The sequence below is a fragment of the Pediococcus parvulus genome, assembly GCF_007990205.1.
In the GTDB taxonomy this organism is placed as follows: Bacteria; Bacillota; Bacilli; order Lactobacillales; family Lactobacillaceae; genus Pediococcus; species Pediococcus parvulus.
Genome location: NZ_BJWE01000011.1, coordinates 1 through 16,579 on the forward strand (window position 1 = coordinate 1; position 16,579 = coordinate 16,579).

18 protein-coding genes are annotated in these 16,579 nt (G+C 38.7%); 14 read left to right on the forward strand and 4 right to left on the reverse strand.

Annotated elements, in window-relative coordinates; all coding sequences use genetic code 11:
• The 4 genes from PPA04_RS03805 to PPA04_RS03820 form a co-directional block, all read left to right on the forward strand.
• A partial coding sequence (locus PPA04_RS03805) for a WxL domain-containing protein (protein WP_147206715.1) occupies positions 1–432 on the forward strand: 432 nt, incomplete at its 5' end.
• A 27-nt stretch (positions 433–459) separates the two neighbouring features.
• Positions 460–1,533 (forward strand): WxLIP family cell surface protein, encoded by a 1,074-nt coding sequence (locus PPA04_RS03810; protein WP_057783611.1) that lies wholly within the window; start codon positions 460–462, stop codon positions 1,531–1,533.
• A 117-nt stretch (positions 1,534–1,650) separates the two neighbouring features.
• Positions 1,651–2,544 (forward strand): YihY/virulence factor BrkB family protein, encoded by an 894-nt coding sequence (locus PPA04_RS03815; protein WP_057783609.1) that lies wholly within the window; start codon positions 1,651–1,653, stop codon positions 2,542–2,544.
• 54 nt (positions 2,545–2,598) lie between these two features.
• Positions 2,599–2,961: a DUF3899 domain-containing protein gene (locus PPA04_RS03820; protein ID WP_057783607.1), complete on the forward strand. Its 363-nt coding sequence runs from the start codon at positions 2,599–2,601 to the stop codon at positions 2,959–2,961.
• Positions 2,962–3,017: 56 nt separating this feature from the next.
• Here the strand turns inward: PPA04_RS03820 and yidA are convergent, their stop codons facing one another.
• Together yidA and PPA04_RS03830 are read right to left on the reverse strand one after the other, a co-directional pair.
• Positions 3,018–3,830 carry a sugar-phosphatase gene (gene yidA / locus PPA04_RS03825; protein ID WP_057783606.1) on the reverse strand — a complete coding sequence of 271 codons (813 nt, stop codon included), beginning with the start codon at positions 3,828–3,830 and terminating at the stop codon, positions 3,018–3,020.
• The gene (locus PPA04_RS03830) at positions 3,830–5,203 is read right to left on the reverse strand and encodes an HD domain-containing protein (RefSeq protein ID WP_057783603.1); all 1,374 of its coding nucleotides are present in this window, start codon (positions 5,201–5,203) and stop codon (positions 3,830–3,832) included. The genes yidA and PPA04_RS03830 overlap by 1 nt, the downstream gene beginning before the upstream one ends.
• Positions 5,204–5,360: 157 nt before the next feature.
• On the opposite strand from PPA04_RS03830, the gene PPA04_RS03835 reads away from it, so the two are divergent.
• From PPA04_RS03835 to PPA04_RS03860, 6 genes are all read left to right on the forward strand, one after another.
• Positions 5,361–5,801, forward strand: coding sequence for a YwiB family protein (locus PPA04_RS03835; protein WP_057783601.1), 441 nt, complete (start codon positions 5,361–5,363; stop codon positions 5,799–5,801).
• A gap of 45 nt (positions 5,802–5,846) precedes the next feature.
• Positions 5,847–6,419, forward strand: coding sequence for a DNA-directed RNA polymerase subunit delta (gene rpoE, locus PPA04_RS03840; RefSeq protein ID WP_057783600.1), 573 nt, complete (start codon positions 5,847–5,849; stop codon positions 6,417–6,419).
• A gap of 175 nt (positions 6,420–6,594) precedes the next feature.
• Positions 6,595–8,193 (forward strand): CTP synthase, encoded by a 1,599-nt coding sequence (gene pyrG, locus PPA04_RS03845; protein WP_057783598.1) that lies wholly within the window; start codon positions 6,595–6,597, stop codon positions 8,191–8,193.
• Between the two features lie 227 nt (positions 8,194–8,420).
• Positions 8,421–9,701 carry a UDP-N-acetylglucosamine 1-carboxyvinyltransferase gene (gene murA / locus PPA04_RS03850; RefSeq protein WP_057783596.1) on the forward strand — a complete coding sequence of 427 codons (1,281 nt, stop codon included), beginning with the start codon at positions 8,421–8,423 and terminating at the stop codon, positions 9,699–9,701.
• Positions 9,702–9,710: 9 nt separating this feature from the next.
• The gene (rho, locus tag PPA04_RS03855) at positions 9,711–11,003 is read left to right on the forward strand and encodes a transcription termination factor Rho (RefSeq protein WP_057783595.1); all 1,293 of its coding nucleotides are present in this window, start codon (positions 9,711–9,713) and stop codon (positions 11,001–11,003) included.
• 108 nt (positions 11,004–11,111) lie between these two features.
• Positions 11,112–11,369 (forward strand): type B 50S ribosomal protein L31, encoded by a 258-nt coding sequence (locus tag PPA04_RS03860; protein WP_057783593.1) that lies wholly within the window; start codon positions 11,112–11,114, stop codon positions 11,367–11,369.
• Positions 11,370–11,428: 59 nt separating this feature from the next.
• On the opposite strand, the gene PPA04_RS03865 is transcribed toward PPA04_RS03860, so the two are convergent.
• Positions 11,429–12,655 carry a multidrug efflux MFS transporter gene (locus PPA04_RS03865; RefSeq protein WP_057783618.1) on the reverse strand — a complete coding sequence of 409 codons (1,227 nt, stop codon included), beginning with the start codon at positions 12,653–12,655 and terminating at the stop codon, positions 11,429–11,431.
• An 84-nt stretch (positions 12,656–12,739) separates the two neighbouring features.
• Between PPA04_RS03865 and PPA04_RS03870 the strand changes: the two genes are divergently transcribed.
• Positions 12,740–13,441, forward strand: a complete 702-nt coding sequence (locus tag PPA04_RS03870) for a class A sortase (RefSeq protein ID WP_057783591.1) — start codon at positions 12,740–12,742, stop codon at positions 13,439–13,441.
• A gap of 126 nt (positions 13,442–13,567) precedes the next feature.
• Here the strand turns inward: PPA04_RS03870 and PPA04_RS03875 are convergent, their stop codons facing one another.
• Positions 13,568–14,041 (reverse strand): low molecular weight protein-tyrosine-phosphatase, encoded by a 474-nt coding sequence (locus tag PPA04_RS03875; protein WP_057783589.1) that lies wholly within the window; start codon positions 14,039–14,041, stop codon positions 13,568–13,570.
• A gap of 104 nt (positions 14,042–14,145) precedes the next feature.
• Between PPA04_RS03875 and PPA04_RS03880 the strand changes: the two genes are divergently transcribed.
• From PPA04_RS03880 to PPA04_RS03890, 3 genes are all read left to right on the forward strand, one after another.
• Positions 14,146–14,739 carry a LemA family protein gene (locus tag PPA04_RS03880; protein ID WP_057783588.1) on the forward strand — a complete coding sequence of 198 codons (594 nt, stop codon included), beginning with the start codon at positions 14,146–14,148 and terminating at the stop codon, positions 14,737–14,739.
• Between the two features lie 32 nt (positions 14,740–14,771).
• Entirely contained in the window at positions 14,772–15,668 is an 897-nt protein-coding gene (gene htpX, locus PPA04_RS03885) for a zinc metalloprotease HtpX (RefSeq protein ID WP_057783586.1), read from the forward strand.
• A 116-nt stretch (positions 15,669–15,784) separates the two neighbouring features.
• The gene (locus PPA04_RS03890) at positions 15,785–16,522 is read left to right on the forward strand and encodes a hypothetical protein (protein ID WP_229923070.1); all 738 of its coding nucleotides are present in this window, start codon (positions 15,785–15,787) and stop codon (positions 16,520–16,522) included.
• The last annotated feature ends 57 nt before the right edge of the window (positions 16,523–16,579 follow it).

Below are 16,579 nucleotides of genomic sequence, written 5' to 3' on the forward strand. Positions count from 1 at the left end.
GAAGATGATGAAGGGGCTAGCAAAACATTTCCAAACTATGTCCAAGTTTCAGATCAACGAGCTGGGGACCCTAAAGGCTGGAGCCTAACCGTTAGTCAAAAAGGCAACTTCAAAGATAGCAAGGCAAATACTTTAACAGGTGCGCAAATTCTTTTAGGCTCGGCAATTGTTAAAACAACCACGAATAGTTACCCTAGCTCAAATCATACAGTAACTTCTTCTACTAATGGTGCGGCATTACAACCTGGAGGTGCTACTGTGAATGTGATGGCTGCAAAAGCTGGTGGTGGTTCCGGAACATGGGTTGATGTTTTTGGACAAGCAAATAACTCAACAGTAAAATTAGAAGTTCCAGCTGCAGCACATCCAAATGCGGATAGCTATAGTACAACGCTCACTTGGAGTTTAGCAGACACACCAGTTAATTCTTAAAATAATTAGGTAAAGGAGGTTGTCACTGTGAAACGAAAAACTTTTATCTTGATACTAATGACTTTGGTACTAAGCATTCTCACAATCTTGCCGGTTTCGGCAAATCAGCTAACCTTTGGAGTTCAAGCAAACCTTCCTGAAAATCAAGTTGACAATAAGGTTACCTATTTTGATTTGAAACTAAACCCGGGTGCTAGCCAAACTGTAACGGTCACGGTAACAAACGGGACTAAAAAACAAGTCAAGATAAAACCGGAAGTAAATACAGCGACAACCAATCTAAATGGTGTAGTCGAATATCAGAAAGTATCAGCTAAGAACTTTGATTCATCCCTGAAGTATCCTTTGTCTAAATATGTAACGCCAGTCGAAAAAACGATTGTCTTAAATGCAAAACAGTCTAAGAAAATCCATTTCAAAATCAAAATGCCTAAAGGTAAGTTTAATGGTGTAATGGCTGGTGGCATTCGTCTTCAAGATGAAAATGCCGAGATTAGTAAAGATGCTAAGAAGGAAAAAGGAACAACTGTCCAAAATGAATATGCGTATTTAGTGGGAATAGTCTTACAACAAACTGCAAAAAAGGTTACACCTGATATGAAATTGGCAAGTGTCAAGCCAAGTCAAAACAACCTTCGAAATGTAATCAATTCCCGTTTACGAAATGTTAAGGCAACTTATTTAAATAAATTGTCAGTAAATGCAAAAGTTTCCAAAGCTGGTAGTTCAAAGATTTTGTATCACCAGAAGACTTCTAATATGCAAATGGCACCTAACTCAGTTTTCAATTATGCATTGAATTTAAATGGACAAAAATTGAAGGCTGGGACATATGTCATGGATATCACAGCTAAATCTAAAAAGCAGACTTGGCATTTTAAAAAGCAGTTTACGATTACTCGTAAAAAAGCGGCTGTGTTAAATGCAAAGGATGTCTCAATTAAAAAGAATTATAGCTGGATTTATATCTCGGTAGGAGTCCTCATCTTGTTAATCATGATCGCAATTGCATTCTGGCTGATCCGTAGAAAACTAAAAGCTAAAGAAGCTGAAAACGAAGCATTACGCGCCCAACTTGAAAAACACTCCTCAGACAACTAATTGTTTAATGACCCCCTTTGCAAATAAGACTGGAAATTTCCAGCCTTATTTGTTTATTGTTTCAATAAGTAATACTAAGCTGGTAAACTTAAAGAAAAGTCGAAAGAGGATTTAGCTATGTGGACTCAATTTAAAGAAACAAATTTTTTTAAATTTATCACAATCTTTTTGCGCCGATTTAAAAGTGGAAATGTGTCGAACAATGGAATTGTTTTTGCGTATTATACTTTGCTCTCATTCTTTCCGTTACTTCTGTTAATTGGAAACCTGTTACCATTACTGAATTTGCCGATAAAAACCGTTCTAGAATATGTGCAACAGGTCATGCCAGAAAATATTTATGAAATTTTGAGTCCTTTAATTCGTCAGTTATTGACAACTAATAGTGGCGGCATTTTTTCGATAGGAGTTGTGGTGGCAATTTGGTCGGCAAGTCGCGGCATTTCGGCATTTCAAAAATCGTTGGATGCGACCTATGAAATGGAGAATTCTGCAAATGCTATTCTGAGTCGGCTGTTGTCTTTTGTGATTGTCCTTATTTTTATGTTGGCCTTGGTTGTGGTCGTCCTGTTCTTCACATTAAGTTCGGCTGTTTTGACTTATTTGACCCCAATCCTTCATCTACCTCAAAACTTGGTGGGCATCGTGAGCACAGTTAAATGGCCGATTACCATTATTGCGGCTGTCATTATTTTGGCTGTTTTGTATGTCATTGTGCCAACCGCAAAGGTCTATTGGCGGTTTGTCTGGGTTGGTGCGGCGTTTTCGATGGTTGGTTTACTGTTGCTAACGCAGTTCTTTGCGCTATATTTACGTTACTTTGGCGGCGAAATTACCACCTATAGAACAATTGGGACTTTTATTGTGATCATGCTGTGGTTGGATCTTTTTGCGGAGATTCTCTTGATTGGCGGGGTCATCAATGCTTCCTTACAAGAAGGCTGGCAGAAAAAAGCGTTTATCCCCAAGAAACGCCGTTCAAAAAGGCAAAAATCTGATAAACTGGTATAATACAAACATAAATTAATGTACCGGGAATTTTGGTTCTCGGAGGCAGCTAAAGGTGTGAAAATTACGAATTTTATTAAAACGCATAAAGCTTTAACGACTGATGTCATTTTGATTTTGGCTGGGATAATCGATTGGTTGATTACGCGCAATGTCATTGTGACTAGCAACCACTTTTTTATGATTGGATTGGCGCTATTACTAATTGGTGTGGCCTTTGTATTAGAACGAGGACATTTACTAACGGGGTGGTTTCGCCGGCCAGCTAAAGGTGAAGAAAAACTGAAGCGAAAAAAGATCGATGTTCACAAAGTCGGGCGGATTAAAAACAGTCCAATTGTGTTTACAAAGCCAGCACGCTATTTTTTACGCATTGGGATTTTTACTGTTGTTGTCAGTATTCTTGTTTCATTTATCTAAAAAACTCTTTACCAAATGATTTTTGAAGTCATTGGTAAAGAGTTTTTGTTTGGAACCTAAGTAGTTAACACAAATTTTTGAATAGCTTTGGCAACGCCGTCTTCTTCGTTTGTGGCAGTTACAAATTTGGCTAATTGTTTGACTTCTGGAATTGCATTACCCATTGCGACGGGAGTTCCAGCAACTTTTAACATAGAAAGATCATTTCCTTGGTCACCAATTGCCATCATATTTTCAGACGTCCATCCTAAACGTTTCGCCAAATCTTTCAGCGCGTTACCTTTGCTGGCCGATTTATTTAAAACTTCTAAAAAGAAAGGCTCACTTTGCACAAAGTAGTATTTCTCTAAAAAGCTTTGTGGAATCTTTTCACGCAGAGCGGTGATCTTTTCTGGTGGGTCAATGAACATCCCCTTTGGAATTCGTAAATTCATTGGCATTTCACCGACATCACGATACCGAATACCCATGCGCACGTAAAAACTTTCTGCAATTGTGTAAGGACTCAGATTCTTATTGGCAGTATAAATATGGTTTTCAGTTTCTACATGAAAATGACTGCGCAATTTCCGACTTAAGGCTTCAAGATCAGTATAGTCATTGTAGTTTAGAGTATGCCGAATAATGGTCCGCCCCTCGATTGTTTGAACCAGCGCGCCATTGTAAGTAATGACAAACTGGTTATCACCAGACAAGCCTAGTTTTTTTAAGTGTTCAGCGACCCCAGTAAGTGGTCGTCCGGAGCATAAAACAATTTTGACACCAACTTGACTGGCCTGCTTGATAACAGAAACGGTTTTGTCGGTAATTTGTTTATTGTCGGTTAAAAGCGTGCCATCAAGGTCAATGGCCACAATTTTGATCGCCATTAGCGTTGACCTCCCTTAGCATCTAGCAAAATTCCGTTTTTAATATACGATTGAAACTCTTTGTAAATTGGGTGGAAGAGTTCACTATCATCTTCAGATAGCATTTTTTTAGGAAAGAAGAAACGTTCATCACCAGAAACGCGTCCCGTGATCGCAGCCACTAAAGCACTCACGGTTGAAAGCTCAACTAAACTACCATCGTGTTGCATAAGCTCAATTTGGGTCCGTGGTTTAGTGGTGCTAGGATCGTAAGCATCATATGGTAAGTCATAGCTATTATTGATAGCTGTGTAGTAGGTACTGTTAAACCCGGCTTTTTCAATGAGGCTTCGCAGCTCAGGTAATAAATATTCTGTTTCGCGCGTAAAGCGTACTGATTTCAGTGGGATACGATTTAAAAATCGATTTGATAAATCATTTAAAACGGGATCTTTATCGTCCTCCCACTGTTGGAAGTAGGTGTTTAAAACGCCATCATCTAAACGTAAATAATCGGCAACTGTTGCATTGTGATTAAAAAACGGCATCAAAAAATAAGGAATAAAATCGCGTTGCTTACTATTATCATTGGTAGCATCGCCATAAATTTCGTTTGCTCGTTGCAAAAGATGACTTAAAATCATTTCCATTGAGCGAGAAACAGGATGAAAGTAAACTTGAAGGTACATTTGGAAACGACTGACGATAAAATCTTCCACGGCATGAATGCCGCTGATTGAAAAGGCAATGCCATCTTTATAAGGACGCATCACGCGCAAAATTCTGGTTAAATCAAAAGTGCCGTAGTTTGTGCCTGTATAATAGGAATCACGAAGCAGATAATCCATTCGATCAGCATCAATTTGGCTAGAGATCATTTGGACAACCTGTGGATTTGGATATTTATGAGAGATCACGCTGGCAACTTCGCTCGGAAACTTTGGTGAAACTCGGCGGAGCACTTGGTTAACCTCGGTTTCTGGGTCCGTAATAATGTGTTCGGTATAGCTTTCATGATCAGTATGAAAAATATGCTCAAATGTATGTGAGTATGCGCCATGACCAATGTCATGCAGTAAGGCAGCACATAAGGTGACGAGACGTTCTGAATTGTCCCATAAACCATCGCCAGGTGTCTTTGAGGGATAGTTACGCTCAAAACTGTCACAAATGCGCCGGGCAACTTCATAACATCCAAGGGAGTGTGAGAAGCGCGTATGTTCAGCACCATGGAACACAAGTGAAGTTGTACCAAGTTGATGAATGCGACGTAAACGTTGAAATTCTTTTGTATTAATTAAGTCTAAGATGACCTGGTTTTGAACATAAACATAGTTATGAACCGGGTCACGAAATACCTTTTCCATTGGCAATAATTTATTACGGTAATCCATGAAAATAGGCTTCCTTCCATCTAAAAGTTATTTGTTAAGCCTAGTATAACAAAGTTTTGTAATTCCGTTTGAATAAAGCCAAATCGCTATGATGAATGAATTTTTGGGTTTATACTAATAAGGAAGTTATTTTTGGGAAAGAAGGGTGCTGACTTTAATGGATGAACTTAATACTGGTGTACCGGTTGCCATTCATTTGGACACTTATATCACACAAGAAGGAGAAGAGTCCCATTTTGCATTTGATGAAGATGGTCAACTTTTTCAAATGGGTGATTCTTTTTATATTCGTTACCAAGAAACGGATGAAGATACCAAAGAACAAATTCCGGTCACTATGAAAATTGATAGTGAAGGAGACGTCTTATTGACGCGTTCCGGTGAAAACAAATTGCGATTACGCTTTAGTAATGGCAAACGAATTCAGGCCCGTTATCGTACACCATACGGAATTTTACCGGTCGATACAGTTACCCCGTTTTTGGAAGTTCGTGTGCGTGATCGACCATTTTCCGGAACTGTGAATGTGGATTACCAGTTATTTGCTGGTGAAAGTTTATTAGGAGACTACAAAATTAGATTGCAATTTACAGCCTAGGTAATGTATCATAGGGAGTAGACTGTTGAAAGGACGTGCACCAGTTTGGATTTGAAAATTTTTGATGGTCAAGACAAAACTGAACTTTCATTAATCGAGGTTGCTCATGCAATTCTTGCTCAGCATGGTGATCCCATGGCATTTGTGGATCTTGCTAATGAAGTTCAACAGTATCTTGGCAAAACCGATGAAGAATTCCGCGATCGTTTGTCACAATTTTATACTGATTTAAATACTGATGGTAGTTTCATTTCTTTGGGCGACAATAGTTGGGGGTTACGTACTTGGTACCCCTTTGAGTCAATTGATGAAGCCATTATTCATGCTGATGAGGATGAAGATGACGATCGTCCAAAACGTAAGAAACGTAAGAAGGTTAATGCTTTCTTAGCTGACGCCGCAGATGATGACGACGTAATTGATTATGATGCCGATGATCCAGAAGATGATGATGTTGTTGCTGATGACGACAATGACTTTGATTCCGATAATAATGATGATTATACTGATAGTTCAAAAGATGATGATAGTGATGATTTACCTGATGATGATTTGCCCGATGGTATCGAAGGACAGTTATCTGAGTTAGATGATGACGATTCGGATGATGATGAATAAGTCAGCTTTTCAAGCTTGACATTAGATTAGTTACCTTGTATTATCTTTATTGGGCGCTTTGCTATGTGCAAAGCCAAACAGTACGGATTTTAAATTGTGCTCCCTATTCCAAATGAATAGGGAGCATTTTTATTATTTCATAAATGTCCCTAAAAAACCTCAAAGGAGTTATAAAATGACTAAATACATTTTTGTCACTGGTGGCGTTGTTTCTTCGCTTGGAAAAGGAATCGTAGCGGCTTCTCTTGGTCGTTTACTCAAGAATCGTGGCCTAAAGGTTACCATTCAGAAGTTTGATCCCTATATTAATGTTGACCCAGGAACGATGAACCCGTATCAACATGGGGAAGTATTTGTTACAGATGATGGCACAGAAACTGATCTTGACTTAGGTCACTATGAGCGGTTTATCGACAATGATCTTAACAAGTATTCCAATGTGACAACTGGGAAAATCTATTCTGAGGTTTTGAAAAAGGAACGTCATGGTGACTACTTAGGTGCCACTGTGCAAGTAATTCCACATATTACGGATACCATCAAAGAAAAAATCATGCGCGCTGGGACAATCACAGATTCTGATATTGTGATTACTGAAATTGGTGGAACAGTTGGTGATATCGAATCTCTTCCATTCTTAGAGGCTTTGCGTCAAATGAAGAGTGAAGTGGGTTCGGAAAATGTGATTTATATTCACACCACTTTGATTCCTTATTTACGTGCAGCTGGAGAAATGAAAACAAAGCCAACTCAACACAGTGTTAAGGAATTGCGTGGGCTTGGAATTCAACCAAATATTTTGGTAGTTCGGACTGAAAAGCCCATTACACAATCCATGCGGAATAAAATTGCGTTGTTCTGTGATGTAGATCCAGAAGCTGTTATTGAATCACGTGATGTGGATAATTTGTATCAAATTCCGTTGAATCTTCAGGTTCAAGGGATGGATCAAATTATTGTGGATCACTTTGGTCTTAAGACACCAAAAGCTGATATGGAAGACTGGCGAAAGATGACAGAACATGTTCGTAATGATTTGGACCATGTCATTAAGATTGCCTTAGTTGGTAAATATGTGGCCTTACAGGATGCTTACATTTCTGTATCTGAAGCTTTGAAACATGCCGGATATCCAGTCAATGCTAAAATTGAAATTAAAAAAGTGGATTCTGAAAAAATCACAACCGATAATGTTTCTGAAATTCTTGGCAACGTAGATGGTTTAATCGTTCCTGGTGGGTTCGGTGATCGTGGAATTGAAGGCATGATTACGGCCATTCAGTATGCTCGTGAAAATGATTTACCATTCTTGGGAATTTGTTTAGGTATGCAAATGGCTTCCGTTGAGTTTGCGCGAAATGTCTTAGGTCTTAAAGATGCTAATTCAACAGAAATGAATGCTGATACACCGCATAACATTATTGACTTAATGGCCGACCAGGAAGACGTTCATGATTTGGGTGGAACACAACGATTAGGCTTGTACCCATGCAAACTTAAAGCAGGTTCTGTGGCTGCTGCAGCATATGACAATCAAGATGTTATTCAAGAGCGTCATCGTCATCGTTTTGAATTTAATAATAAATATCGGGATGCTATGCAAGAACATGGATTAGTATTTTCCGGCACTTCTCCTGATAACCATTTAGTTGAAGTTATTGAATTACCTGAAAAGAAATTCTTTGTGGCTTCTCAATATCATCCAGAATTCTTATCACGGCCACAACGTCCAGAAGGTTTGTTCAAAGCCTTTATTGCAGCTGCTAATAAATAACAGTAAACAAAGTAGTACACGATCGTCAATAAGACATAGTCGTGTACTATTTTTGTGAATAAATTTATAGAAAAATTAGGTCAAATTATAAGTTTTTCGTGAATAACCCTTAGGCGGGTTCGGTTTATTGATTTTTTTTAATTTATGGTTGTTTTTTTGATATAGGTTATTTATGATTAGAATTGACTGTACAATTATTAGCATGTTGATAAGTGAGGAAAGTACACATGAAAAAAATGGTAATCCGTGGCGGACAACAACTTTCCGGTGAAGTGACAATTGGCGGTGCTAAAAACAGCACAGTAGCTTTAATTCCAGCTGCTATATTAGCCGATACTCCTGTCCGCCTAGACTCTGTTCCAGACATCTTAGACGTTCATAATTTAATGATCATTCTTGAATCAATGAATGTTCATTCTACGTTTGAAAATGGTGTTATGGAAATTGATCCAACTAATATAATTGAAAGTGCCTTACCAAGTAAGGCAATTAAAAGTTTGCGTGCTTCCTACTATTTTATGGGGGCATTGCTAGGTAAATTCAAACGCGCAACGGTAAGTTTCCCAGGTGGCGACAATATTGGTCCTCGTCCAATTGACCAACATATCAAAGGATTCAAGGCCTTGGGTGCTACGGTTAACGAACAAAACGATTCGGTTTATATCACGACTGATAACCGTGAATTACACGGTGCCCATATTTTCTTAGATGTCGTTTCTGTTGGAGCAACCATTAATGTCATTTTGGCGGCTGTCAAAGCCAACGGGCAAACAACGATCGAAAATGCGGCTCGTGAACCTGAAATCATTGATCTGGTGACCTTCCTAAATAGTATGGGAGCTAGGATTCGTGGGGCAGGAACAGATGTCATTCGTATTGATGGTGTGGATAGTTTGAGTAGTAATGCTACTCACACAATTATTCCAGATCGCATTGAGGCGGGAACTTATTTGTCATTGGCTGCTTCAGTGGGCAACGGTATCCAAATTAATAACATCATTCCAGAACATTTGGAATCTTTTAACTCAAAGCTTCTGGAGCTTGGAGTTGATTTAGATGTTGGTGAGGATAGTATTTATGTTCCTGAATCGCGTAATTTACATGCCATTGAAATAAAAACAAATCCGTTTCCCGGCTTTGCAACGGACCTTCAACAGCCCATCACACCCGCTTTAATGAAGGCTCAGGGAAGTAGTGTCATTGTGGATACTATTTACCCCAAACGTGTTAAACACATCTCACAGCTGCAAAAAATGGGTGCTAACATTAGAGTTGAAAATGATATTATTATTGTGGCACATACAGAACAATTACATGGCGCCGAGGTTGAGGCTGGTGAAATTCGTGCCGGTGCGGCCTTGATGATTGCTGGCTTGATGGCTTCGGGAACAACGATTATAACTAAAGCTGAGAACATTTTGCGCGGGTATGATCGCATTGTTTATAAGCTGAAGCAACTGGGTGCCAACATTGAAATTGTGAGCGATGCAGAAGAAAAAGTTAAATAGAGGTAAAGAATGAGCGATTTTTTAACAATGGCGGAATTACAAAAAATGACGCTCAAACAGATCTATGGTTTTGCGCGTCAATTTAAGATTCCGTATTATGGTCAGATGAACAAACCAGAATTAGCTTTAGCTATCATTCGGGCTCAAGCTAAGGAACAAGACTTTGTCGAAATGGAAGGCGTTTTAGATATCGTCTCCCAGGAAGGCTTTGGTTTTTTACGGCCAATCAATTATGGGCCTTCTCAAGAAGATATTTATATTTCGGCTTCACAGATTACTCGGTTTGGATTGCGAAATGGTGATCTTGTCACAGGAAAAGCTCGACACCCCAAACCATCTGAGCGTTATTATGGCTTGATGCACGTTGATCGAGTAAACGGAAAAAATCCCGAAGAAGCTAAACAACGACCTCATTTTCCGGCATTAACACCTATTTATCCCAAACAACAAATTAAATTAGAAACAACCTCGGAAACCTTGTCTACCCGCTTAATTGATATTTTCACACCAATCGGTTTTGGTCAACGAGGGCTGATTGTGGCCCCACCCAAGGCTGGTAAAACCACTTTGCTAAAATCAATTGCCAATGGCATTGCTAAAAATTATCCCAAGGTTAAACTAATTGTGTTATTGATTGATGAACGTCCTGAAGAAGTGACGGACTTGGAGCGCTCGATTAAAGGTGAAGTGGTATCTTCGACTTTTGATAAAGAGCCGAAAAACCACATTCGAGTTTCGGAACTTGTTTTGGAGCGGGCACTGCGCTTAGTCGAAGACAAAGAAGATGTGGTCATTTTACTGGATTCAATTACGCGTTTAACGCGGGCATACAATTTGGTGATTCCACCCAGTGGTCGAACGTTATCCGGTGGAATTGATCCAGCTGCGTTTTATAAACCCAAGAAATTCTTCGGAGCGGCGCGGAATATTGAAGAAGGCGGCAGTTTAACAATTTTGGGAACCACGTTGGTTGATACGGGAAGTCGCATGGATGATGTTATCTATGAGGAGTTCAAAGGAACAGGGAATTCTGAGTTAACCTTATCACGAGAACTTGCGGAACGCCGTGTTTTTCCTGCGCTTGATATAAAACAATCAGGAACCAGAAAAGAAGAATTGTTATTACCACAGAATGTTTTGGATCAAGTTTGGCGGATTCGCCGTGCTATGGTGGGTGATTCGCTTGAAACAACGGAACAATTGTTACAATTCTTGAAAAATACTAAAGATGATCAAGAATTTTTAGGTGAGATTGAAAATGTGAAGTTTAAATCAGCCGTTCGGAAACGAAAACCACGGTAAAAGTGAGTTGCGTGTAATAGATATTCATGATATTATAGTGGTCGTTGATTAATTTAAGAAAATAACTATGTCTCAGTAAATGACTCATGGCAAAGGAGCGTATTTATAATGAAAAAAGGAATTCATCCAGATTATCACGAAGTCGTATTTCAAGATTCAACAACTGGTTATAAGTTTATTTCCGGTTCAACAAAGACTTCTGCTGAAACAATCACAATGGACGATGGCAAAGAATATCCATTAGTTCGTGTTGAAATTTCTTCTGATTCACACCCATTCTACACAGGTCGTCAGAAGTTCAACCAAGTCGATGGTACTGTCGATCGTTTCAACAAGAAATACGGACTTACAGACGACAACAAGTAATTCTGTACTTAAAAAAGCTCGAACCAACTGTGACGTTGATTCGAGCTTTTTGTTTTGGGTTAATGTTTGCGGTCGGCGTGCGTGTTGATTTGAACCAAAATAAAATTCAAAGCAACTAAGACTGATGTGGAAATAAAGACGGATCCGTAATCAAAGGTTCCAGAAACTGCAGATCCAATTAAGGGACCGGACATGTTTCCTAATGCTTGAAAAGATTGATTCCAACTAAATACCCGACCTGTTACTTCGGCAGGCGAGCGTTTTGACAAGATTGCTTGAACGGCAGGCAACATGGCGCCATCCGAAATACCAACCATAAAGCGGAAGAAAGCCAATAGCCAAACTGAACTAACAAATGCCATTGGAATATACATACAAATGGCAAAAATAAAACCAATGGAAAGAATTTTTTCAGTCCCGATATGATCTCCTAATTCACCAAGTCTTGGGGCAGAAAAAAGCGTTGCAATTCCAGGAACGGCAGCTACGATTCCAGCCACAAGAGTGATCGGGCCAATTTCTTTCATTAACTGCCGCACGTAAAGGCTTAAAATAGGCGTGATTGAATTATTGGAAGCTTGAATAATCATGGTTGTGATAAACATGCCAAACACAATTTTAGGATTATCTAATTTGCCGATGACTTCTTTAGCGGTTAAAGGTTTTGCGCGTTCTACAGGATGGAAATGTTCATGCACAAAGAAATAGCTCAAAAAGAAAACGAGTAATAAGACGGCCCCGGTAATGAAAAAGGTAATTCGATAAGAGAAAAATTCTGCTAAAATTCCACCAAGTAAGGGGCCAATCAAGTTACCACTGACATACCCGGTTGATAATGTTCCTAGAGCCAAACCACTTTTTTCTTTAGGAGTTTCTGTAGCTAACAAAGCGTTAGCATTACTTATGTACCCGGAAAATACACCTTGAACCATCCGTAAAGCAATTAATTGCCAAATTGTTTGAACCAATCCCATTGCGCCAATTACAAATGCCATGCCAAGTGAAGCACGTAAGATCATTAGTTTTCGGCCTTTAGAATCGGCAAGTTTTCCCCAGATTGGTGAAACTAAAGCGGTAACTAAATAGGTTGCAGAATATGTAATCCCACTGTAGAATGTAAGTTGTTGCTTGGAAAAATTGCCAAGTGTGTCGACATATAAGGATAAAAAGGGCATGACTTCGCTAAAAGCCATCCCGGCCATAAAAGTGCCAAGCCAAAGGACGACTAAGTTTTGTTCCCAGGGTGCTCGTTTTTTAAATATGGATCTTTTAATTTTAGAAAACAAAGCCATCCTCCTTTCTAAACGAAATTAGGTTAATAAAAACTATATTTATTAGAATACCACTATTTAGGTTACAGGGAGAAGAACTTGAAAAAAAAGGGAACCAGGATTAGAAAATGGCTAACCACAATTTTAATTTTAATTTTGTTGCTTATAAGTTTGGCGTTAATTTTCAATGAACAGATCAAAGATTGGTTAGTTGATTCTTATAAACCACAAATTACGCAGCAAACGATTAAAAAGAATAAAAATAAAAAAGCTAGTTACAATTTCAAGAGTGTTAAGTCACTTGATTTTCAAACGGTTGCGAAGGCACGCGCTAATTCTGCTAAGTTGAATGTGGTTGGGGAAATTAGTATTCCAAAAATTAAGTTGAATTTACCAATTGCAGAGGGGGTCACCAATGAAAATTTGGCATTGGCGGCAGCAACTTTGAAGCCTAATATGAAAATGGGTAAAGGTAATTATGTTTTGGCTGGGCATCACATGGTGCGAAAAGACATTTTATTTAGTCCTTTGTATTGGAAGATGAGACCCGGAATGAAGATTTACATCACTGATCTAAAAAGAATATACACGTATAAAGCAACGAAAAGGCAATTTATTGCAGCGACGCGTGTGGATGTGATTAATGATGTGCCAAACAAAAAAATAATTACGTTGATTACTTGTGATGCAACTGGTGCCAAGCGTCTCATGATTCGCGGAAAATACGAGAGTTCAGTTGCATACAAGAAAGCACCAAAGAGTATTCAAAAGAGTTTTTCGAAAAATTTTAATAATAAATAGGCAGGTCATGTGACTAAGTAACCCTTATTCACATACTTGAGCGATTAGAATATATCATCTTAAAAACGACTGGGAAAACTTTCCCGGCCGTTTTTAGATTTAAAATGAAGAGAAATCTAATGTGACTTATTTTTCACTATCGCAGTTGGTTAAGTAGTCAAGCCAATTGTCAATACCAGCGGCGATTTGTTGGTAGGCGGCTTCAAATTTATGCGTGTACCAAGGATCTGGAACATCACTTGCCGGATTTTTAGATGAAACTGACATAAAAAGTCTGAGTTTTCCTCGTGAGTTTACGGGTTTTAATTTTTGCAAATCCTGCATATTTTTATGATCCATTCCGATAATCAGATCAAAGTTTTTAAAGTCAGTCTTTGTGACAGGACGAGAAATTAATTGTTTGGTAGATACCCCATGATTTTGTAAAGTTGCAATTGTTTGGGGATGCGGTGGGTTACCCTCTTCCCAGTCACTGGTACCGGCGGAATCCACACTAAATTGGTGCGTCAATCCAGCTTGAATTATTTTTTGGCGAAAAATCGCTTCGGCCATGGGAGAGCGACAAATATTTCCTAGACAAACAAATAAAATTTTTTGCATAAATACCACCTAATCTTAATTATTTTTGAATTCATTGCCTAACGCTTTATAAACAACCCGCCGTCTGGTATTATCAAGGTATTAAAACGAAGAGGAGAATTAGTATGACAGTAGGAATAATAATTGCAGTAATCGTCGTCATTCTAATCGGATTGTTTATTATATTATATAACAATTTGGTTAAGGCCAGAACTTATACACAGGAATCATGGAGCCAAATTAATGTTCAATTGAAGCGTCGAAACGATCTAATTCCAAATTTAGTTTCTACGGTTCAGGGGTATGCTTCGTATGAAAAAAGTACCTTATCCAAAGTTGTTGAGTTGCGAAACCAATTGGTGTCTGTTACTGACAACCCCCAGGCTAGTGCAACGGATCGTGCACAGACAATGGCTTTATCGGATCAATTAAGTTCTCAATTAAAAAGTGTGTTTGCTTTATCTGAGAGTTATCCTGATTTAAAGGCAAGTGCTGAGTTTACAAAACTTATGGAAGAGCTAACAAACACTGAAAATAAAATTGCTTATTCTCGTCAGCTATATAATTCAAGTGTGGCCAGTTACAACATGAAATTACAAACATTTCCAAGTAATTTGGTTGCTTCGATGACAAGTTTTAAAGAAGCAACTTATCTACAAGTTCCAGAAGAAGAAACTAAAACACCTGATGTTTCTTTTAAAAAGTACGAAGATTTATAAAAATCAGTAAGCAGAGAAGGAGTTGATAAACAGTGCTATTCCAACAAATTGCACGTAATAAACGACGGACTATTTACGTCATGATAGGCTTCAGCTTGCTCGTGCTTCTTATTGGTGGTGCGCTTGGATACTTCTTCTATGATAGTGCCATTTCAGGCATTATCATGGCGGCTGTTGTTGCTGGAATTTATATGATCATGATGATTTCACAGTCAACCTCAGTAGTGATGCGAATGAATCACGCGCATGAAGTTACAGAAGCACAGCAACCTGAGCTTTGGCATATTGTTGAAGATATGGCGTTAGTTGGGAAAGTCCCAATGCCCAAAGTGTTCATTATTGATGATCCAAGTCCAAATGCATTTGCGACGGGAAACGATCCAAAGCACGCAGCCGTTGCCGTCACGAGTGGTATCATGGAGCGACTGAATCGTGAGGAAATGGAAGGCGTTTTAGGCCATGAAATTTCGCATGTTCGTAATTATGATATTAGACTGCAAACGATCGCCCTTGCGCTGTCGGCAGCTATTTCAATGTTGGTTAACATTGGCATGAATTCGTTTTGGTGGGGTGGCGGTCGTCGCCGAAATAACAACGATTCTGAGGGTAGTAACATACAAATAATATTGTTGATATTATCTGTAGTGCTCATTATTTTGGGACCCCTTGCTGCTTCAATTGCACAAATGGCATTGTCGCGAAATCGAGAGTATTTGGCCGATGCATCAAGTGTAGAACTCACACGAAATCCCCAGGGTTTGATCACAGCTTTAGAGAAAATTTCGGATAGCAAACCTATGCAGGCAGCAGATCCGACAAGCGCGGCGCTTTATATTTCAGATCCGTTAAAGAAAAAAGGTGGGTTATCTCATTTGTTTGATACCCATCCGCCAATTGAAGACCGAATTGCAAGACTTCAAAATATGTAAGTTATTTAGCAAAATTTGGCGTACAATAATAAGTTGAACAGATAATTCATTGAAAGTGAGCTATTAAGATTATGCGGGATGATTTCGTATATATCCACTTGGAGCCCATTGCAAACTTGATTTACTCAAGAGGACTAAGTGTCGAAGATTTCCTACGTGGTATTCCCCGAATACCGACGCATATTTTGGTGTTGAATACACCGATTAATGATAATTTAAGTATTGATCCCCATACGCAGTTAAATACAGTGAGTGGGACTTTTAACATTCGAAAATATTTAACTAATCCAAAGGCCATTCATACGAGTTGGCTAGATTATTCGCGTGATGAGGGACTGGATGAACTTCTTCCGGAAGAAATTGCAGAATTGCTATATTTAGGCCATATGCATACCCATTATACGACGCCATTTTCTTATAAACTGCAAAACGATTTTGTTTTTCTTTCTTTGGGAAGTAAACATTTGAAAGTCTACTACCGCCAATTGAAAAATTTTTATCCAGTTTTGAATGGTGCACTTATTCGGCATACAAAGCAGGCTTTTAATGAGCGAAGAATGTTTCGGCGTTACGATGGGTTTCCCGAGATCCCACAGACTATGTTGCGACAGTTAACACCTATTCTAAGTAGTGGAATCATTTTTGCTTTTGATCAAGCATTCGAACAAGAAAAGCAGTACCGAATTCCAATTTTGATTGCTCAAGAAAATGGGCAGTCACCAATTTATCGTAGCCGAACGTCACTTTATAATAAGGCGCAGCAAGTAGCTGTTTTACGGTATAACATGGTGAGCAGTCATTGGCATTTAGTTATTACAAATTCGCGCGCTTTTGAAGATGATCAGTTTTATTAATTAATAACAATGTGAGAACTGACTGGTTCAGTTCTTTTTATTTTGTAAAACGAAGAT